This window comes from Sulfuricella sp. (genome assembly GCF_035531155.1).
In the GTDB taxonomy this organism is placed as follows: Bacteria; Pseudomonadota; Gammaproteobacteria; order Burkholderiales; family Sulfuricellaceae; genus Sulfuricella.
The window spans coordinates 14259-33614 of record NZ_DATKTK010000041.1 but is presented as its reverse complement, the minus strand read 5'-3'; the positions used below and the strand labels follow the sequence as shown (position 1 = coordinate 33614).

The 19356-nt window shown below is 60.0% G+C and carries 17 protein-coding genes and 1 pseudogene; 9 read left to right on the top strand and 9 right to left on the bottom strand.

The window, feature by feature from the left end; all coding sequences use genetic code 11:
- The first annotated feature begins 25 nt into the window (after positions 1-25).
- The 9 genes from VMV64_RS08115 to VMV64_RS08075 all read left to right on the top strand — a co-directional run bounded on the left by VMV64_RS08115 (position 26) and on the right by VMV64_RS08075 (position 8350).
- The gene (locus VMV64_RS08115) at positions 26-1657 is read left to right on the top strand and encodes a methyl-accepting chemotaxis protein (protein WP_325329451.1); all 1632 of its coding nucleotides are present in this window, start codon (positions 26-28) and stop codon (positions 1655-1657) included.
- Positions 1658-1668: 11 nt separating this feature from the next.
- On the top strand, positions 1669-2217 hold the full coding sequence (locus VMV64_RS08110) for a chemotaxis protein CheW (protein ID WP_325329450.1): 549 nt from the start codon (positions 1669-1671) through the stop codon (positions 2215-2217).
- A gap of 161 nt (positions 2218-2378) precedes the next feature.
- The gene (locus VMV64_RS08105; protein WP_325329449.1) at positions 2379-3179 is read left to right on the top strand and encodes a protein-glutamate O-methyltransferase CheR; all 801 of its coding nucleotides are present in this window, start codon (positions 2379-2381) and stop codon (positions 3177-3179) included.
- A 9-nt stretch (positions 3180-3188) separates the two neighbouring features.
- Positions 3189-3758, top strand: coding sequence for a chemotaxis protein CheD (locus VMV64_RS08100; protein WP_325329448.1), 570 nt, complete (start codon positions 3189-3191; stop codon positions 3756-3758).
- Between the two features lie 3 nt (positions 3759-3761).
- Positions 3762-4826, top strand: coding sequence for a chemotaxis response regulator protein-glutamate methylesterase (locus tag VMV64_RS08095; RefSeq protein WP_325329447.1), 1065 nt, complete (start codon positions 3762-3764; stop codon positions 4824-4826).
- A 136-nt stretch (positions 4827-4962) separates the two neighbouring features.
- Positions 4963-7272 carry an EAL domain-containing protein gene (locus VMV64_RS08090; protein ID WP_325329446.1) on the top strand — a complete coding sequence of 770 codons (2310 nt, stop codon included), beginning with the start codon at positions 4963-4965 and terminating at the stop codon, positions 7270-7272.
- Positions 7269-7433, top strand: a complete 165-nt coding sequence (locus tag VMV64_RS08085) for a hypothetical protein (RefSeq protein WP_325329445.1) — start codon at positions 7269-7271, stop codon at positions 7431-7433. Before VMV64_RS08090 ends, VMV64_RS08085 begins: the two co-directional genes overlap by 4 nt.
- Positions 7421-7924 (top strand): DUF2238 domain-containing protein, encoded by a 504-nt coding sequence (locus VMV64_RS08080; RefSeq protein WP_325329444.1) that lies wholly within the window; start codon positions 7421-7423, stop codon positions 7922-7924. The genes VMV64_RS08085 and VMV64_RS08080 overlap by 13 nt, the downstream gene beginning before the upstream one ends.
- Before the next feature lie 48 nt (positions 7925-7972).
- Positions 7973-8350 carry a DsrE/DsrF/DrsH-like family protein gene (locus VMV64_RS08075; protein ID WP_325329443.1) on the top strand — a complete coding sequence of 126 codons (378 nt, stop codon included), beginning with the start codon at positions 7973-7975 and terminating at the stop codon, positions 8348-8350.
- Here VMV64_RS08075 and VMV64_RS08070 read toward each other — a convergent pair.
- From VMV64_RS08070 to VMV64_RS08030, 9 genes and pseudogenes are all read right to left on the bottom strand, one after another.
- Positions 8340-10919: a response regulator gene (locus VMV64_RS08070; RefSeq protein WP_325329442.1), complete on the bottom strand. Its 2580-nt coding sequence runs from the start codon at positions 10917-10919 to the stop codon at positions 8340-8342. The two genes, VMV64_RS08075 and VMV64_RS08070, sit on opposite strands and share 11 nt — an antisense overlap.
- A 6-nt stretch (positions 10920-10925) precedes the next feature.
- A complete protein-coding gene (locus VMV64_RS08065; RefSeq protein WP_325329441.1) occupies positions 10926-12035 on the bottom strand; it encodes an ABC transporter ATP-binding protein in 1110 nt (369 codons plus the stop codon).
- 79 nt (positions 12036-12114) lie between these two features.
- Positions 12115-13791: an iron ABC transporter permease gene (locus VMV64_RS08060; RefSeq protein WP_325329440.1), complete on the bottom strand. Its 1677-nt coding sequence runs from the start codon at positions 13789-13791 to the stop codon at positions 12115-12117.
- Positions 13792-13800: 9 nt separating this feature from the next.
- Positions 13801-14805, bottom strand: a complete 1005-nt coding sequence (locus VMV64_RS08055) for a Fe(3+) ABC transporter substrate-binding protein (protein ID WP_414718863.1) — start codon at positions 14803-14805, stop codon at positions 13801-13803.
- Positions 14806-15023: 218 nt separating this feature from the next.
- Positions 15024-15605 carry a DUF3501 family protein gene (locus VMV64_RS08050; protein WP_325329439.1) on the bottom strand — a complete coding sequence of 194 codons (582 nt, stop codon included), beginning with the start codon at positions 15603-15605 and terminating at the stop codon, positions 15024-15026.
- A gap of 21 nt (positions 15606-15626) precedes the next feature.
- Positions 15627-15856 (bottom strand): annotated as a pseudogene (locus tag VMV64_RS08045) (ferritin).
- Between the two features lie 80 nt (positions 15857-15936).
- The gene (locus VMV64_RS08040; RefSeq protein WP_325329437.1) at positions 15937-17271 is read right to left on the bottom strand and encodes a heterodisulfide reductase-related iron-sulfur binding cluster; all 1335 of its coding nucleotides are present in this window, start codon (positions 17269-17271) and stop codon (positions 15937-15939) included.
- Positions 17272-17340: 69 nt separating this feature from the next.
- Positions 17341-17760, bottom strand: a complete 420-nt coding sequence (locus VMV64_RS08035) for a rubrerythrin family protein (protein ID WP_325329436.1) — start codon at positions 17758-17760, stop codon at positions 17341-17343.
- A gap of 178 nt (positions 17761-17938) precedes the next feature.
- Positions 17939-19351: a 4Fe-4S binding protein gene (locus VMV64_RS08030; RefSeq protein ID WP_325329435.1), complete on the bottom strand. Its 1413-nt coding sequence runs from the start codon at positions 19349-19351 to the stop codon at positions 17939-17941.
- Positions 19352-19356: the final 5 nt, after the last annotated feature.

The following is a 19356-nucleotide window of genomic DNA, read 5'->3' as shown; positions in this document are numbered from 1 at the left end:
GGGTGTTAACGTTAAGGAGAATCCAATGTTTAAGAATATGAGAATCGGAGCACGGTTGGGAATGGGCTTTGGCCTGGTGGTTATATTGATGGCGGCGATCGCCTTCATCGGCATTACTCGCCTGGCCAGCCTGAACGACGGCACGGATAAAATGGCCAACGACCGTTATCCGAAAACGGTGCTTGCGAACTCCATCCTGATGAACGTCAACCGGATTGCCCGTTCGATGCGGAACGTCCTGCTGATGGACAAGCCGGAAGAGGTGAAGAAGGAGCTGGAGCGCATCGGCGAATCAAAGACGGTGATCAAGGAAAAACTGGAAAAACTGGAAGGTTCCATCAAAAGCGACAAGGGCAAGGAGATGCTGAAGGGGGTCGCCGAGGCACGCGGCAAGTACATTGGGGGGCAGGATCAATTCATGAAACTCGCTGCCGAGGGCAAGAAGGACGAAGCGAAAGCCTTGCTATTGGGTGAAATCCGCCCGGTGCAGTTGGCCTATTTCGATGCCTTGAACAAGCTGATCGACTATCAGGGCGAACTGATGGATAAAGCCGCCAAGGAGGCCGCCGATGAGTACCATACCGCTCGTACCTTGATGCTGGCGCTGAGTGGGGTGGCGGTCTTGCTGGCGGTGGGTATCGCCTTCTGGGTCACGCGCAGTATCACCAGGCCGATTAACCAGGCCGTAACCGTGGCCAACCAATTGGCCGAAGGCGACCTGACCGCGAAGATCGAAGTGAACTCCACGGACGAAACCGGCATGCTGCTGGCCGCGATGCAGAACATGGTGGGCAAGCTGTCGCAGATTATCGAAGATGTACGGAGTGCGGCGGACAACCTTTCGAGTGCCTCCGAAGAGGTCAGCGCCACCGCGCAGTCCTTGTCCCAAGGCTCCAGCGAACAGGCAGCGGGCGTGGAAGAAACCAGCGCCTCGGTCGAACAGATGTCGGCCTCGATCAGCCAGAACACCGAGAATGCCAAAGTCACCGACGGCATGGCGGCCAAGGCAGCGAAGGAAGCCACCGAAGGCGGCGAAGCGGTGAAGGCCACCGTCAGTGCGATGAAGCAGATTGCCAACAAGATCGGCATCATCGACGATATCGCCTACCAGACCAATTTGCTGGCGCTCAATGCCGCCATCGAAGCGGCCCGTGCCGGCGAGCACGGCAAGGGCTTCGCGGTGGTGGCGGCGGAAGTGCGCAAGCTGGCCGAGCGCAGCCAGGTCGCGGCGCAGGAGATCGGCGAAGTGGCCGGCAGCAGCGTCGAACTGGCGGAGAAAGCCGGCAAGCTGCTGGATGAAATCGTGCCTTCGATCAATAAAACTTCCGACCTGGTGCAGGAAATCACCGCTTCTTCCGAAGAGCAATCGGCCGGCGTGGGGCAGATCAACTCTGCGATGAGCCAGCTCAGCCAAACCACCCAGCAGAACGCCTCCGCCTCGGAAGAACTGGCGGCCACTGCCGAGGAAATGAGCGGCCAGGCCGAGCAGTTGCAGCAGACCATGAGCTTCTTCAAGGTGGGCTCCGGGGAAATCCAGAAGGTGAACAAGGCTGCGGCCCACAAGAGAAACGTGGCACACCTGGCGCAACCTGCGGCCAAATCGGCGGCCAAGCAAGCGGCGGCAGCCCCGTCCGAAGCCGAATTCGTCAAATTCTGAAGGAGGCCGACATGGGCGAGCTAGTCAAGATCGAACAGCAGGATGCAGGGACGCAGGGTCAATACCTGACCTTCCTGCTGGGTGGGGAAATGTTTGCCATCGAAATCCTGAACATCAAGGAGATCATCGAATACGGGAGCCTTACCACCGTACCGATGATGCCCGAGTTCATCCGCGGCGTGATCAACCTGAGGGGGCGGGTGGTGCCGGTCATCGACCTCTTGTCGAGGTTTGGCCGGAAAAGCATGGAGGTCAACAAACGGACGTGCAACGTCATCATCGAAGTGGAAGCGGACGGGGAAAAGGTCGATGTCGGGATCGTCGTGGATGCGGTGTCGGAAGTGCTGGAGATACCGGCCAGCGAGATCGAGCCGGCACCCTCGTTCGGGGCGAAGATCCGGGCGGACTTCATCAGCGGCATGGGTAAGGTGAACGGCAAGTTCGTGATCATCCTGAATGTGAGCAAGGTGCTGTCGGTGGATGAAATGGCCATGATCTCCGGCATGGGTGGCGGCGCCGGAAATGCAGCGCTGCTTGAGGCGGGCGCCGTAACGAACTGAGCTTTATTGCGAGTGTGTTGAAGTCGTTTATCTGGCATGTGCGCAGGTTCCGCGACTTCGGTCTGATGTTACCGGTTAGGTGGTGTGGCGAAAAAGTGCTTATTCTCCATGCGGGTGAGAAGCTGCCGCGGGCGAAATAGGGAATGAAGAGGATTTGAATTATGGAAGCAGCCACGCTTACCGACAGTGAATTTTTCCAGTTTAAGGAACTGATTTACCGCATTGCTGGCATCAGTCTGTCGCCGGCCAAAAAACCCTTGGTCAGCGGCCGGTTGGCGAAGCGAGTGAAGGCACACCAGCTGTCCAGTTATGGGGACTATTTCCGACTGCTGGGGAATCACCCGGATGAAATGCAGATCGCCGTGGATCTGCTTACCACCAACGAAACCTATTTCTTTCGTGAACCCAAGCACTTCGATTTCCTGCGCGACAGGATTCTGCCGCAACACCTGCCTGGACGGCCGTTCCGGGTTTGGAGCGCAGCCAGCTCTTCCGGGCAGGAGCCTTACAGCATCGCCATGACCCTGGCGGACAGACTGGGCAGCCAGCCGTGGGAGATGGTGGCCTCCGACATCAGCACGCAAGTCCTGGAGAAGGCACGATCCGGCCATTACCCCTTGGAACAGGCGAAACACATCCCGAAGAACTATCTCTCCAGATACTGCCTCAAGGGTGTCGGCTCCCAGGATGGCACATTCATGATTGAGCGCGGCTTGCGCAGCCGGATCAACTTCATTCAGGTCAACCTGAATGCGTCGCTGCCGAAACTGGGGGAATTCGATCTGGTTTTTCTGCGCAACGTGATGATCTATTTCGACACGGAAACCAAGCGCCAGGTGGTGAGCCGCATCCTGGGGCTGCTCAAGCCGGGCGGATACCTGCTGATTGGCCATTCGGAAAGTCTGAATGGAATTGTCGACGGATTGCAGACTGTGATGCCCGCGGTCTACCGCAAACCCTGATCGCCGGTCATGAAAAAACCCGACCACATTATCGAAATCTTCCTCCAGCCCGGGGAATTCTATTTTGGCGACCGCGATACCCGCATCCGCACAGTGCTGGGTTCGTGCGTTTCGATCACTGCCTGGCATCCAAAGCTGCTGATCGGCGGGATGTGCCATTACATGCTGCCGACGCGGGGCACGGCTAAGCCCGCTGAACCGGACGGGCGCTATGCGGACGAGGCGATGGTGTTGTTCCTGCGCGAAATCCGCGCGGTGGGAACCCGTCCGGCCGAGTACCAGGTCAAGCTGTTCGGCGGCGGCAACATGTTTCCCGGCGCCAGGCAAAATAAACATTGCGTCGGCCAGAATTGCCTCAGCGAGGAGAACAGCGCGTGCCGCTCCGTGTCCTGCCGCAACAGCAAAATTGCCCGGCACCTAGTGGAGATCAATGGGTTTACCGTGACCGCCGAACATCTGGGCGGCGACGGACACAGGCAGGTTTTTTTCGACATCTGGACCGGCCATGTCTGGGCCAGGCAGAATCCGGTTACATCGCCCATGATCGTGATCGAGTCCGCCCGGATTGAGCAGGATTAGGGAATGGGCAAGATCAATGTATTGATCGTGGACGATTCGGCGGTGGTGCGCCAAGTGCTGACCGCCTTGCTGGAGGATGACCCGGCGATCCATGTGCTGGGCGCCGCCGCCGACCCGATTTTTGCCATGGAGCGCATGCGCCGCCAGTGGCCCGACGTGATCGTGCTGGACGTGGAAATGCCGCGCATGGACGGCATCAGCTTCCTGAAGAAAATTATGGCCGAGCGGCCGACGCCGGTGGTGATCTGCTCCACCCTGACGGAAGCTGGGGCGGAAACCACCATGCAGGCGCTTTCAGCGGGTGCGGTGAGCATTGTGACCAAGCCGAAAATCGGCCTCAAGCGGTTTCTGGAAGACTCTACCTCCGACATCGTCGGTGCGGTGAAGGCGGCGTCCCACGCCAACGTCAGGCGGCTGGCTGCACCCGTGCCCCAGGTGAAGGTAACGCCCAAGCTGAGCGCGGATGCCATTTTGCCTGCCGGCGATAGCCACGCCCTGGCCCAGACCACGGAACGCATCGTTGCCATCGGCACCTCGACGGGTGGCACCCAGGCGCTGGAAGTGGTGCTGACCGCGTTGCCGCGTGTTTGCCCCGGCATCGTCATCGTTCAGCACATGCCGGAGAAATTCACCGCGGCCTTTGCCGCACGCCTCGACAGCCTGTGCCGGATCGAGGTCAGGGAGGCGCAAAACAACGACCGGGTGATACCGGGGCGCGCCCTGATCGCGCCGGGCGGGAAACACATGCTGCTCAAGCGCAGCGGCGCCCAGTATTTCGTCGAGGTGGTGGACGGCCCGCTGGTCAATCGCCACCGCCCCTCGGTGGACGTGCTGTTCCGCTCGGTCGCCAAGGCGGCGGGCAAAAACGCAGTCGGCATCATCATGACCGGCATGGGCGACGACGGGGCGGCGGGGTTGCTGGAAATGCGTAATGCCAATGCCTATACCATCGCCCAGGACGAGGCTTCGTGCGTGGTGTTCGGTATGCCGAAGGAGGCGATCAAGCGTGGCGCCGTAGAGAAAGCCATGCCGCTTTCGGCAATTCCGGGTGAAATCGTGAACGGTTAGAGGGAGGTTGCATGAGAAGAGAAGGGAAGTTATTGCCAAGGGGGGTCGGAACCCAACGGCTTCTACCCGCTTTAAGCAGCGGGAAATTCGATCCAACACTTAATTTTGCAACAGGCTCAATATGAAAAGGTTGACGATGTTTTCGAAAACTCCTGCGGGGATAGCGGTCGCGGTGGGTTTGATCGTTCTGGTGAGCGAGTTGTCGATCATGCTGCTGATCTCAGGCTTCGCCATCCCCACCCATGGGAGATGGTTTCCGGGAGTCCGGGATTTCGTCGATCCCATCCTGCTCACCGCGCTCGTTTCCCCCGCCCTCTATATCCTGGTCTACAGGCCGATGCGCAACCAGCAAGTCGAACTCGAATGGCAAATCGGCGAGTTGCGCCTCAATGAGCAATTGACGGCGTTAATTGAAGCCATCCCCGATGCGGTTTTCCTCAAGGATGTGGTTGGACGCTGGCTGATCGCCAACGAACCGGCCAAGCAGCTTTTCCAATTGCACAACATTCCCTGGCAGGGTAAATCCGAGATGGAGTTGGCGGATCTGCATCCGGCATTCCGTGCAGCTCACGAGGGATGCCTGGCGAGCGATGAAAAGGCCTGGCAGGCCGGACAGTTGCTGTTTGGCGAAGAAAGCGTGGGAGGGGAAGACGGTCGATGCACGATTATAGAGACGCGCAAGATACCGGTATTCAGCAAAGAGGGTCAACGCAAGGGATTGGTGGTCATTGGACGCGACATTACCGAGCGCAATCGAGCCGAGCAGGAACTGCGCATCGCCGCCACAACTTTCGAGACGCAGGAAAGCATCGTAGTTGCCGATCGGGATACCCGCATCCTCAGGGTCAACCGCGCCTTCACTCGTTTGACCGGCTACAGCGCCGAGGAAGTGATAGGCAGGACTCCCGCCATGCTCAAGTCCGGGCGACAGGAGGCAGAGTTTTACCGTAGCCTGTGGGAAACCCTCACCCGCGACAAATACTGGCAGGGAGAACTCTGGAACCGGCGCAAGGATGGCGTGGTTTTCCCGGCATGGCTTGCCATCACCGCCGTTACCGATGCAGATGGACAGGTGACGCATTATGTCGCGGTGTCTTCCGACCTCACGCTACGCAAAGAGGCGGATGAAAAAATACACCAGCTTGCTTTCTATGATCCGCTCACCCAGCTGCCCAACCGGAACCTGTTGCGGTACCGTTTGCAGCTGGCGCTGGGCTACAGCACACGCCACAAGAGCCATGGTGCAATCCTGTTCATCGATCTGGACAACTTCAAGATACTCAACAATACCAAGGGTCACAACATCGGTGACCTGCTGCTGATCGAGGTCGCCAAACGTCTCCAGGATTGCGTGCGCAGCGGCGATACGGTCGCCCGACTGGGCGGCGACGAGTTCGTCGTCATGATCGAGGAGCTGAGCGAAGACGCTCAGCAAGCGGCAGCCCAAGCCCAAGATATTGGAGAGATGGTTCTTGCCTCCATCAACCAGCCTTTCAACCTCCAGGGGTTTGAACACCACAGCTCTTCCAGCATCGGCATCCGCCTGTTCCGTGGCGACGAGATCAGCATGGATGACCTGCTCAAGCACGCTGATACCGCGATGTATCAAGCCAAGCATGCCGGTCGCGACACCATCCGCTTCTTCGATGCCCCCATGCAGGCTGTGTTGGAAATCCGTGCCGCCCTGGAAGCCGACCTGCGCCAGGCATTACCACATCAGCAACTCAGGCTCTACTATCAGATACAGGTCAATGAGCCTGGTGTTGTTGTGGGTGCTGAAGCTCTGCTGCGCTGGCAGCATCCCGAGCGGGGACTGGTTTCGCCGATGGAATTTATCCCGCTCGCCGAGGAAACCGGCCTCATCGTGCCGATCGGAAAATGGGTGCTGCAAATGGCTTGTGCCCAACTCAAGGTGTGGCAAGCCGATCCACTCACCTGTCAATTACAGATTGCCGTCAACGTCAGCGCGCGGCAGTTCCGTCATCCGGACTTCGTCGATCAGGTGCTTGAAATGCTGGAAAAAACTGGCGTCGATCCGCTCAAGCTCAAGCTCGAACTCACCGAGAGCCTGATGCTGGACAACATTACCGATAGTATCGACAAAATGCAGGCGCTACGCATCGCTGGCGTACGCTTCTCGCTGGATGACTTCGGCACCGGGCAATCCTCACTGACCTATCTCAAGCGCTTGCCGCTGGACCAGATCAAGATCGACCAGAGTTTCGTGCGCGACATTGTCACCGACCCAAACGATGCGGCGATCGTTCGGACCATAATTGGGATGGCCAAGAACCTTGGGCTGGGCATCATTGCTGAAGGTGTGGAGACGGAACAGCAGCGCGACTTCCTCAAACATAACGGCTGCCACGCGTACCAGGGTTACTTGTTTGGCAAACCCGTGCCGATTGAGGAGTTTCAGAACCTGGTGTCCCGACCGCAGTTTTGAAAACCAGCGTTTCTGCGCCGGCATCGGATTTGTGGGTGATGCCGGGACGCGCCCTGATTGCCTCCAGCGGGAAGCACTTGCTACCCAAGCGCAGCGGCGCCTACTACTTTGTCGGGGTGGTGGACGGGCCGCTGGGCTGCTCTCCACCGTGCTGGCGCTGACCTACCGCCGCTTCAGGTTCACCGATCTGGCATATTGCCTGATCGCGCTGCATGCCGTAATCCTGATGGTCGGCGGCCACTACACCTATGCCGAGATGCCGCTGTTCAGCTGGCTGCGCGATGCCTTCGACCTCGGCCGCAATCATTATGACCGGGTCGGGCATGTCGCCCAGGGCTTTGTTCCCGCCATCGTCGCCCGCGAAATCCTGCTGCGGAACTTGCCGCTGCGGCCGGGTGCATGGCTGTTTTTTATCGTGACCTGCGTCGTTCTGGCGATCAGCGCGTTTTACGAACTGGTCGAGTGGTGGGTGGCAGTTGCCTCGGGCAGCGCCGCCGTGGCTTTCCTCGCCACACAGGGCGATGTCTGGGATACGCAATGGGACATGTTTCTGGCGCTGTTCGGGGCGATAGCTGCGCAACTTTTGTTCAGCCGGATTCATGACCGGGAGCTGCGGAAAATCGCTGCGCGCCGCGCCAGCCAATTCCCTTGACCGCCTTGATTGACGCACTTCGCCAAATCGGTTACGGTACGCTTCGCTATGGCTGACAAACTCGCAATAATGCTGCTGACGATCGACCCGGACTTTCCGCATGTGTGCGGCACGCCATTTTTTCAGGCGGCAGCCGCGGCGGCGATGGACGTGGGCGTGGAGATCTATTTTGCCAGTCATTCTGTGCGCCTGCTGATCAAGGGCGTGGCCGAGAATATTTTCCCCAGCGACAACCGGACCAAATCCGTCTACGGCTTCATGAAGGATGCTTCCGATCTTGGCGTCAAGTTCTTTGCCTGTGGCGGGGCGATGGAGCCTTGCGATGTGACCCAGGAGGAGCTGGTGCCGGAATGCACGGGCATTGCCGGTGCAGCGACCTTTATCACCCGGGTCATGGATGACGATTGGAAGACGATTACCTATTGAGGAATGGCTCCTGGTGGGCAAAAGCCAGAACGCGGATGAACGCCGTTTCCATCTGTTCCATAGATTCTCCGGCTTGCTCCCAGGCCCCATTCTTGATTGCCTGTTCTGCTTCACGCGCCAGATCGGCCATTTTCTGTGCAGCGATGTAAGCTGATGCTCCCTTGAGTTCGTGGGCGGCCTTGGCGCCTGCGACATCCTTCAGTTCGATTGCGGCCTTAAGTTGCTCCAGGAGCGACGGCGTGGTGTCGAGATAAAGCGCCAGTAATTCCTCAACGATTTTACGGTCCTGATTGAATATGCCGTATAGGTGTTCAAGATCGATAGGCGGCGCTTCCGGGGTCGTGTAGGGCGCGTTGTCGTCCAACTGCGGTAGCCATATTTTAAGCGCGGACTCCAGATCTCCAAGTTCCAGCGGTTTCGTCAGGTAATCATCCATGCCTGCCACCAGGCATTTTTCCCGATCGCCGTGCATGGCGCTGGCGGTCATGGCGATAATCGGCATCCTTTTTGCGTGCGCGGCTCGTTCGCGGCGACGGATCGCGGCAGTGGCCTCGAAGCCATCCAGTTCCGGCATCTGACAGTCCATCAGTACCAGGTCGTAGCGGCTTTTCGCTAGTGCTTCCAGGGCTTCCCGTCCGTTGCTGGCGCTCTCGGTCTGAAGCGCGAGTTTTTGCAGCATGTAGAGCACCACCTTGCGGTTGACCGGGTTGTCTTCTACGATCAGGACGCGCGCCGTAGGCGAAATTCTCCCGGCGGGACGAAGCGTCGAGTCGGCAAGATGGTCGCGTACTGGTTGCACCGTACCAGCCAGGGCGGCTTCAAGCTTATTCAGGCGCACCGGTTTGGTGAGCATGATGTCCATGCCGGCTGCGATCAGCTCTTCCTGGTGGGCACGCAGCGCGACAGGGGCCAGCAGCACCAAGCGCGGCGGTGCCTGCCCGGTGTCTTTCTTGATCAGGCGTGACAGGGTGATGATGTTGTGGTCGGGCAGTGTGGTGTCGAGGACCACCAGGTTGAACACGGCATCTTCATCCTGGGCGGCATGCAGCCGCATTAAGGCCTCTTCGCCGGTAGCGGCGGTGGCGCAGGGGACTTGCCAGAATTCGAGTTGATGTTCCAGGATGGCGCGGCAATCGGCGTTGCCGCTGGCGATGAGTACACGCAACCCGTGCAGGGCAATACCGGGCATGACCGGAACTGGGCGCTCCGTCTGTCTGTCCAGGCGCAGCCGGAACCAGAAGGTGCTGCCCTGTCCGGGGCTGCTGTCCACACCGATTTCACCGCCCATCAGCACAGTGAGTTGTTTGGAGATGACCAGGCCGAGCCCAGTGCCGCCGTGCCTGCGGGTGGCCGATCCGTCGCCCTGGGAGAAGGACCGGAACAGGCGCCGGTGGCCTTCCTCGCTGATACCGATGCCGGTATCGCTGACCTCGAAACGCAGCGTTACGGCGCCGGTTTCTTCCAGTTCAGGGATTACCCTCAGCAGCACTTCGCCGACGTCGGTAAATTTAACCGCATTGGCGGTCAGATTGGTGAGAATCTGGCGCAGGCGCCCGGCTGCACCGCGCAAGCGGAAATCGTGTCCGGGCGGAATGTCGTAGAGCAACTCAAGGCCTTTGCTTTGCGCCTGCCCCGCCAGGAGTTCCGCCACTTCCGCAACGATCTCGCGCAGGTCGAAGTCCTCGGTTTCCATATCCAGTTTGCCGGCCTCGATCTTGGAAAAGTCGAGGATGTCATTGATGATGGCGAGCAGAGATTCCGCCGAGGTGCGCACCGTCTCGGCGTAATCCCGCTGCTCCGGAGTGAGCCGGGTGTCGAGCAGCAACGCGACCATGCCGAGGATGCCGTTCATTGGGGTGCGGATCTCATGACTGACGTTGGCGACGAATTCGGACTTGATGTTGGCGGCGTGCTCAATTTCCTGGGTATGCTGCGCTGCACGGCGGGTGACCAGAACGGCGATGCCGATGCCGAGAAGCAAAGCCGACGCGCCCAGCAAGAGCATCAGCATTCGGGTTTCGCGGTAGGCCTGGGCCGCCTCCTTCGCCGCTTCTTTCGTTGCCTCGCGCTGCAGCTTAAGCAGGTCGTCCAGCTCGCTTAACAGTCGCTTCTGTGCCGGGATGGTTTCATGCTGCAGCACGTCGAAGGTCAATGGATCGTGTGCCATGGCGAGTTCAATGGCTTTGATGACAAGGGGCTGGGTGGTCTGGGTGAGATTGCTGATTTCGGCCATGACCAGTTTTTCTTCCATGCTGGATACCATCTGATCCAACTTCTGCCGGGCGACGGCAAAATTTTCTCCATAACTGTAAAAGCGCAGGCGCTCGCTATCCTGCTCGAACGCATCCTTGAGCACTACGATGGTATGCATGCTGATCGCCCGTTCCCGCAACGAATCACGCATGACGGTGGCAAGCTCGGTCTTGACGTTATTTTCTTCGACAATGCGTTCCAGCCGCACGTTGATGGCGTCCATCTGCTGCAGGCCCACCAGCGTAAGGGCGAACATCAGCAATAGCACCAGTGTGAAGCCGGCACCCAGACTGAATTGCGTGTTTTTGGCGAACATACTTTTTTAGCCCTGAGCCCCAAGTCCTGAGTACTGGTCTTTTCTGAACGTTACCACATGATCCACAGCCAGCCGGATGCCGATTTTTTCGCCGATAGCGTGGTTGTGGTGGCTCGGCACCAGCGACAGCACTTTCCGCTCGCTGGGGAGCCGCAGGGTGTACAGGATGTCTGCGCCGCGGAAAGCCTTTTTGGCAACTTCCGCCTGCAATGTGCTGGCATCGTCGTGAAGGATGTCGTCGGGGCGTAGCAGAACATCTACCTGGCAACCGGCTCCACATGCGAGTGGAATCTCGCCGACGATTGTGCCCAGTTCAGTTTCCACTTGTCTCTCGTCCAGCACCACACCCGGCATCAGTACCCCCTCGCCGACGAAGTCGGCGACGAAACGGTTGGCGGGGCGGTGGTAAAGGTTGTAGGCACTATCCCATTGCTGAATTTCGCCCTCGTTCATTACCCCGATTTCATCAGCGATGGCGAAGGCCTCGAATTGATCATGGGTGACCAGCAGTGCGGTGGTGCCCTGGATCTTGAGGATTTCACGCACTTCCTGGCCGATCCGCTCGCGCAGGTCCACGTCCAGGCTGGAAAACGGTTCGTCCAGCAGGAGCAGCGACGGGCAGGGGGCCAAAGCTCTGGCCAGTGCCACCCGTTGCTGCTGGCCGCCGGAGAGCTCGTGGGGATACTTGCTGCCGGTATTGGGTAAGCCCACCATTTTCAGCAGGGTTTCAACTCTTTCCTCACGCTCGGCCTTGCCCCAGTCCTTGAGCCCGAATGCGATGTTGTACGCCACGCTGAGATGGGGAAATAGCGCGTGGTCCTGGAATACCATGCCGACCCGGCGTTTTTCCGGCGACAGGGTGTAGCCTTCGCGGCTTACTGTTTCGCCTGCCAACACGATGCTTCCCTCCGCGAGTTTCTCGAAACCGGCGATGACGCGCAATACCGTGGTCTTGCCGCAGCCGGAAGGCCCAAGCAGGCAGCCGATGTCGCCCTGCTTCAGGCGCAACGACAGGTTGCGCACCACGGACTGGCTATTGTAGGCGTAGGAAATGCCCTTCAGTTCAAGCTGAGTTGCGCCATGAACGGGAAGCGGGCATTGCGGGGTGGTCATCATTCAGCTTTCGGTTTTGAGTTGTCAGTATGAAGCAAAAAGCCGCACAGTTTTATCCGAGGGCTGACCAGTGACAGTTTTTTTATCTAGAGGTTTCCGTATGCCTGACCAGCAGTGCGATCGGCAGCAGTCCCGCGAACACCAGCGCTACGGCGGGCAGCGCGGCGCGCTCCCATTCCCCTTCCGAGGTCATTTCGAAAATGCGCACCGCCAGGGTGTCCCAACCGAAGGGACGGGTCATCAGGGTGATCGGCATTTCCTTCATCACGTCGACGAATACCAGCGCCGCAGCCGAGAACAACCCGCCGCGCAGGATCGGCAGATGGACCCGGCGCAACATTTGCAGGCCGGTAACACCGAAAGTGCGGGCGGCCTCGTCGAGATTGCGCGTGATGCGCTGCATGGCGCTTTCCACGGGATTGTAGCCGACCGCGAGGAAACGGGTAAGGTAGGCGGGGAGCATCACCAGCAGCGTGCCTTGCAGCAACAGGCCGGGGTCGTGGCCGAACCAGGTCTTGCTCAGGTGAATCAGATGGTTGTCCAGCCAGGCCAGCGGAATGAAAATGCCCACTGCCAGCACTGGGCCAGGCACGGCGTAGCCGAGTGTAGCGATGCGCACTGCGATTCGGGTCCAAGGGTCGGTGTGGCGGCGCTGGGCATAGACCAGGACCAGCGCACACGCCACGGTAAGACCGGCAGCGATGGCGCCGAGATACAGGGAATGCCAGAGAAAGCTCAGATAGCGCTCGTCGAAATCCTGGGCAAATACGCTGGCCGACCACAGCACCAGCTGTGCCACCGGCAGAACGAATGCGGTCAGCAGCACCGTCGCGGCGAAACCGGATGTGAGTCCGCCGCGCCATCCGGCCAGGCGGATGCGTTCGCTCTGGGTGTGCCTGCCCGCTTGGGTGTAGCGCAGCCGCGAGCGGGAAAACTGCTCCAGCAAGATCAGGGCGAACACCAGCAGCACCAGCACCGAAGCGAGCTGGGAGGCTCCGCTCAGGGAAAACAGGCCGAACCAGGTTTTGTAGATAGCGGTGGTGAAGGTGTCGTAGTTGAACACCGCCACCGTGCCGAAATCCGCCAGGGTTTCCATCAGGGCCAGCATCAGCCCACCCATGATCCACGGCCTGGCCATCGGCAGGGCGACGCGGAAGAAACCCTCGGCGCGGCTGCATCCCAGGGACTGTGCGGCTTCCAGGGCGCTGCGTCCCTGGGTGAGAAAGGCGTTGCGGGCGAGCAGGTAGACGTAGGGGTAGAGCGCAAGCGTCATCACCAGCACGACGCCGCCGCCCGAGCGGATTCCGGGAAACCAGGCGCTGCTGCCGAAGGTCGCGCGCAGCAAGGTCTGCACCGGGCCGGTGAAATCCAGCCAGGCGACGAAGACGAAGGCAGTGACATAGGCGGGGACGGCCAGCGGCAGCAGCAGCGCCCAGGAGAAGAATTTCCTGCCGGGGAATTCGCACGCCGCCGTCAGCCAGGCCAGCGAAACGCCCAGCAGCGTCACGCCGACTCCCACCCCGAGTGCCAGCCGGAAAGTATTCGCGAGCAGGCCCGGCAGTACGTTCTTCGCGAGATGATTCCAGATCTCGCGCTCCGGCGAGAGAAACGAGGACAGCACCACCGCCAGCGGAATAACGATCAGCAGCGCGATGGCAAACGCGGCCAGGCGCCAGCGGTCAAGTTTCGCAGCAAACAAAAAGGCAAAAGCGCCTTGGCTTGGCGCTTTTGCCTGAACTGTCGGGATGGGTGAGGTCATTCAGTCGCTCTATTTATATCCTGCCCTGTCCATCAACTTCACCGCGGCTGCCTGCAATTCGCCCGCCTTGGCGACGTTGACCGGGTTCTGCTTGAAGGTACCCCATGCAGCCACTACAGGATCGGGCTTTACCGCCGGATTGGCCGGGTATTCCAGGTTGACGTCGGCGAACAGGTTCTGTGCCTTCTCGGAGGAAAGCCATTCCAGCAGCCTGACCGCTTCTTTCTCATGCTTGGCGTGTTTGGTAATGCCGGCACCGGAAACATTCACATGGACACCATTTTGTTTCTGGTTCGGCCAGAAAATGCCCAGCGGCAGACCGGGTTTCTTCTCGACCAGGCGGCCGAAGTAATAAGTGTTGGCGATGCCGACATCGCACTGCCCGGCGGCAATGGCTTCCAGCGTCTTGGTGTCATCGGGGAAGGGGTCGGCGGCAAGGTTGGAGATCCAGGACTTGATGACTTGCTCGGCCTTGGCCTCGCCGTGCTCGGCGATCATCATCGCCACCAGTGACTGATTGTAGACCTTCTTGGAGGTGCGCAGGCACAACCGGCCTTTCCACTTCGGGCTGCCGAGATCCTCGTAGGTGGACAGATCGGCCGGTTTCACCTTTTGGTTATTGAAGAAAATGGTACGGGCGCGCACCGACAGGCCGAACCACTGGTTGCCGGGGTCGCGCAGGTGGGCCGGGATGTTGGCGGCCAGCACCTTCGACTGCACCGGCTTGAGCGAGCCTTCCCGGGCGGCTTCCCACAGGTTGCCCGCATCCACCGTGATCAGCATGTCCGCCGGGGTGTTATCACCCTCGGCCTTGAGGCGCTGCAGCAGTGCACCTTCCTTGTCGGTGATGAACTTGATCCTGACGCCGGTCTCCTTGGTGTAGGCATCGAATATCGGCTTGATCAGCTGCTCGTTGCGGGCGGAATAGACCACCACTTCATCCTCGGCCGACGCCGGTGCGGCAAAAGCGAAAACAGCGGCACCGAGCAGGGCGCCAAAGCTGGTCATCTTCATTTGCGGTCTCCATCGATTGATTGGCGAAAATAGCAATGTAACGCAAATGCGAACTATTATCAATAGCTATTTTATTATTGGTTAAGATCGCTGACCTTGGGTTCCTGCACCAAGCAGAATGCGGTGTACAGGTTCAGCGCGAGCAGGGAAGAAAAGCGCAGCGCCTTCCGCTTCAAAGTGGATGAGTAGACGCACCGATCATGACCATCTCAGAGGAATCAGTGCAGATCGCCCGCCAGGGAATCGCGAACCTGTGGCGGCATTTTCACTTCCTCGCGGTAGCCCGGGTGGTCGATACCTGCGCGCACGGACGCGCCCTGCTTGACTGCGGCAACTATTTCCGGGGTGAGATCGAAGCGCAGGAAGTGCACCGCGGCGGTCTTGTCTTCGGTTTCTCGCTCCATGTCTTCATTGGCGATGGGGTAAACCTTGTCGCATCCTTCCGCCTGCACCCAGACGCGTTTTTCGATGCCGATCAGCCGGGCGAGGGCTGTGCGGCGTTCCCCTTCGTCCTCGTACTCCACCATGAAAGTCACCTTCCAGTTGCTGCCGTCGGGAATGAGGGGATTATAGACATCCAGCTCCTCCTGTACGCCTTCCGGCTCGAAGATGCGTTCCAGGCGCAGCATTTCCTGCACCTGGCACTGCATTGTGAGGGCATCCTCGAAATAGAGGGCGGCATGGGGGCCTATGGCCAGCCTGCGGTTTGCCTTGTGTGCCATGACCCTGGCGCGGAAATCGGGCCGGATGGCGGCATATTTCTCCAGGGAGTAAAGATTGTCGCGGGTCAGCTTGCTCATGGGGGCCTTCTATATTTGTTTTCATTCGTGCGCGATCTGCTTGTCGGTGAAGAGATAGTTGCGCAGTTCCTTGTCAAATATGGGATCGCTGCACCGGATCCACTCCAACACCACCGCCGCATGTTCCTTCTCCTCGTCGGGTTGTGGACGAGGATCGCCCGCAGCTCGGGGTCGCTGCACGCATCGACCCGCTAGTTGTACCAGTCCACCGCCTCCAATTCTTCCATCAGAGAGACGATCGCGCGGTGCATGTCACGGGTCTCGGCGCTGAGTTATTCGACGGGTTCATGGTAGCCTTCATTTGCCATTTTCTTATCCCATACCTGGCGATTCAGATAGCGTAAGCCTTGCGCAGCAGCGAAATGGGATGTTCCGGGGCTCTTCCATCCTTGAGGCCGTTCTCGATGTGATGGCCGGCCATGGCGCAGTCGCTGCCGTAATGCTGCGCCTCGGCTTTCTTCACCCGCTCCACCACCGGCTTGACGATCTTCATGGCGGAGGCGTGGAACTCTTTCTTTACTGCGTAGGTGCCGTCGTGGCCGGAACAGCGCTCGATTATCTCCACCTGGGTGTCGGGCACCAAGGACAAGGCCTCGCGCGTCTTCTGGCCGATGTTCTGCACCCGCTGGTGGCAGGCGGCATGGTAGGCGACCTTGCCCAGCGGCTGCTTGAAATCGGTCTTCAGCTTGCCTTCCTTGTGGCGCAGCATCAGGTATTCGAAGGGATCGTAGAAGGCCTCTTTCACCTTCTGCACCTCAGTATCGTCCGGGAACATCAGTGGCAGTTCCTGCTTGAACATCAGCACACAGGAGGGGATCAGGGCGGTGAGGTCCCAGCCCGCGTCCACCAGCTTGGCCAGCATGGGGATGTTGTACTCCTTGGCCGCGGCCACTGCTTCCAGGTCGCCCAGTTCGAGCTTGGGCATGCCGCAGCAGCGCTCCTTTTCCGCCAGCGTCACCGGGATGCCGTTGTGCTCGTAAACGGTGACGAAATCCTCGCCCGGGCCGGGTTCGTTGCGGTTCATGTAGCAGGTGGCGAACAGGGCCACTTGGCCCCTGGTTTTGCCCGCTGGCTCAGGCCGGGCAATGCTTTGATGGCCGGAAAGACGTTTGCGCAGGGTGTTGCTGTGGTACTCGGGCAGCTTGGCATCCGCATGCACCCCCAGCACTGCCTCCAGCATCTTGCGCGCCGGGCCGAACTTGTTGGCTGCGTTGACTACCTGGGCTACCACGGGGATGCCGGCCAGATTGCCGACTGCATCGGTGCTGGTGAGGATGCGGTCGCGGGTCTTGATGTCGCCCTTCTTGAATTTGACAGCCTTGGCCCGCAGCATGAGGTGTGGAAAATCCAGGTTCCACTCATGGGGTGGCACGTAGGGGCATTTGGTCATGTAACAGAGGTCGCAGAGGTAGCAGTGATCCACGACCTGCCAGTAATCCGATTTTTTTACACCATCCACTTCCATGGATTCTGACTCGTCCACCAGATCGAACAGGGTGGGAAAAGACTGGCACAGGCTGACGCAGCGGCGGCAGCCGTGGCAGATGTCGAAGACCCGTTCCAGTTCCTTGAACAAGGATTCCTCATTATAGAAATCCGGGTTCCGCCAGTCCAGGGGGTGGCGGGTGGGCGCTTCCAGGTTGCCTTCGCGAGCGGGGCCGGCCATGGGAGTTCTCCTGTTCCAGATGGATATTGGGTGAAATCCGGCCACCGGTAGGCGGCCGGAGTGCTACAGTTAGCTACCGAATTCGTTCAAGGCCTTCTGGTAGCGGTTGGCGTGGGAACGCTCCGCCTTGGCCAGGGTCTCGAACCAGTCGGCGATTTCGTCGAAGCCCTCATCGCGGGCGGTCTTCGCCATGCCTGGGTACATATCGGTGTACTCGTGGGTCTCGCCCGCCACCGCGGTCTTCAGGTTGTCAAGCGTGGGGCCGAACGGCAGGCCGGTGGCCGGGTCTCCGCATTGCTCCAGATACTCCAGGTGGCCATGGGCGTGGCCGGTCTCGCCCTCGGCAGTGGAACGAAACAGGGCGGCCACGTCGTTGTAGCCTTCCACGTCAGCCTTGGATGCGAAATAGAGATAACGGCGGTTGGCCTGGGATTCGCCGGCGAAGGCGTCTTTCAGGTGCTGCTCGGTTTTGCTGCCTTTGAGTTGCATGGTCATTCTCCTATACATAAACCCGGCTTGAATCCCGCGCCGGGAGTACGGGTTGCGTTTAGGCCATTTCAATATAGTTTCTAAATAACGCGGCTGGAAATTGTTTTTTTTAAGCACATCAATAGGAAAAAGCTATCAAAATGCTTTACTGACCTTCGGCGTGGAAATGGGTTGATTGCTACCATATATAAAACAGGTAGATCCACGGCAGCACCACACCTCCGATGGCCGTGGACAGGCAGACCAACGTCGTCAGTCTGGCCGCGCTGGACGCACCGGGCAGGGCGAACAGCATGCGCCCGCCGAGCCACAGGCTCCACAGCGCAGCCAGGGCCAGCAGCGCTCCGCGCACTTCGGGCAGCCAGGGCATAATGACGCCCTCTGCCTTGATTAGGGTGACGGTAAGGGATGACAGCCCGAGGAACACGCCCAGCCCACCCATCGGGATGAGTGCATAGGCGAGCCAGTGCGCGTTCTGCTTCGTGCTGCCTGGCAGCAGCGCGCCGGCCAGCCGCAGCCAGAGGGTGATCCAGCCACCCAGGATCAGCGCGGTGGCGCAGATGTAGGCGAGCACGCCGATTCCGTCGAGCCAGGTGAACACGTCGTTGGCTTCCGGGTAGTGGGTGAGCAGCCACCAAGGCGCGTTGTCCTGGAGCAGGGCGAAGGAATCGCGCTCGATCAGCCATTCGGCGATGCGGGTCTTGATCATGACGAACCAGGGGGAGGACGACCACTGGAACGCGCCCACCGCCGTGCCGATTATGCCGAACACCAAGAGCCGGGCTTCCCACGCGCCGGCCTCGGCGGGTTTCAGGTTGGCGACCTCGGCGCCTGGCAGGCGCGGGGCGAGGGCGACGGCGTCGCGTTGACCGCTGCAGCGCCCGCACATGTGGCACTGCGAGCCGCTTTTCATGCGCCGCATGTCGAGCAGTGGGGCGCAGTCGACTGGCGCCGGATGGGTCGCCGCGGCGGCATCCCATTTTTCGCGGTCCACCCTGAAATGCACCGGTGCAAGCCGGGCGAGCAGGGCGAATACGCCGGAGACCGGGCACAGGTGTCGGCACCAGACGCGCTTGCCCTTGCCGTAAACGAAGCCGACGGCGACGGCGGCGACGGTGGAGCCGCCCAGCACCAGCAGGACGGCCTTGGGGTACTCGTAGACGCTCACCAGTTGGCCGTACACCGTGGTGATGACGAAGGCGGCGAACGGCCAGCCGCCCCACTTCAGCCAGCGCGGCACCGGGCGGCCCAGGCCGTGGCGGCTGGCGAGCTCGGTGAGCGTGCCTTCCGGGCAGAACACGCCGCACCACACCCGCCCCAGGGCGAGCGTGGAGACGATCACGAACGGCCACCAGATGCCCCAGAACATGAACTGGGCAAGCAGGGTGAGGTTGTTCAGCACGCTGGCACTGGCACCCGGCAGCGGAAGAAAGGCCGGCACCGTCACCAGCGCCAGGTAGAACGCCACCACCGCCCATTGGGCGGCGACGATCAGGCCGCGGTGGCGCAGCATGGCGTCGCCCAGGCGTTGCAGGCGCGTGGCGGGTTGCACGGGCGCGGGTTGGAAGAATATCGGCTGTTCCATTTTCATGGGGT

Excerpts from the sequence above, each read along its gene's own strand:
- VMV64_RS08110 (WP_325329450.1), top strand. The coding sequence starts at position 1,669 with ATGGGCGAGCTAGTCAAGATCGAACAGCAGGATGCAGGGACGCAGGGT.
- VMV64_RS08060 (WP_325329440.1), bottom strand. The coding sequence starts at position 13,791 with ATGACCTCACCCATCCCGACAGTTCAGGCAAAAGCGCCAAGCCAAGGC.
- VMV64_RS08040 (WP_325329437.1), bottom strand. The coding sequence starts at position 17,271 with ATGGCCGGCCCCGCTCGCGAAGGCAACCTGGAAGCGCCCACCCGCCAC.
- VMV64_RS08095 (WP_325329447.1), top strand. The coding sequence starts at position 3,762 with ATGGGCAAGATCAATGTATTGATCGTGGACGATTCGGCGGTGGTGCGC.
- VMV64_RS08070 (WP_325329442.1), bottom strand. The coding sequence starts at position 10,919 with ATGTTCGCCAAAAACACGCAATTCAGTCTGGGTGCCGGCTTCACACTG.
- VMV64_RS08055 (WP_414718863.1), bottom strand. The coding sequence starts at position 14,805 with ATGAAGATGACCAGCTTTGGCGCCCTGCTCGGTGCCGCTGTTTTCGCT.
- VMV64_RS08115 (WP_325329451.1), top strand. The coding sequence starts at position 26 with ATGTTTAAGAATATGAGAATCGGAGCACGGTTGGGAATGGGCTTTGGC.
- VMV64_RS08100 (WP_325329448.1), top strand. The coding sequence starts at position 3,189 with ATGAAAAAACCCGACCACATTATCGAAATCTTCCTCCAGCCCGGGGAA.
- VMV64_RS08050 (WP_325329439.1), bottom strand. The coding sequence starts at position 15,605 with ATGAGCAAGCTGACCCGCGACAATCTTTACTCCCTGGAGAAATATGCC.
- VMV64_RS08090 (WP_325329446.1), top strand. The coding sequence starts at position 4,963 with ATGTTTTCGAAAACTCCTGCGGGGATAGCGGTCGCGGTGGGTTTGATC.
- VMV64_RS08105 (WP_325329449.1), top strand. The coding sequence starts at position 2,379 with ATGGAAGCAGCCACGCTTACCGACAGTGAATTTTTCCAGTTTAAGGAA.
- VMV64_RS08035 (WP_325329436.1), bottom strand. The coding sequence starts at position 17,760 with ATGCAACTCAAAGGCAGCAAAACCGAGCAGCACCTGAAAGACGCCTTC.
- VMV64_RS08075 (WP_325329443.1), top strand. The coding sequence starts at position 7,973 with ATGGCTGACAAACTCGCAATAATGCTGCTGACGATCGACCCGGACTTT.
- VMV64_RS08065 (WP_325329441.1), bottom strand. The coding sequence starts at position 12,035 with ATGATGACCACCCCGCAATGCCCGCTTCCCGTTCATGGCGCAACTCAG.
- VMV64_RS08030 (WP_325329435.1), bottom strand. The coding sequence starts at position 19,351 with ATGAAAATGGAACAGCCGATATTCTTCCAACCCGCGCCCGTGCAACCC.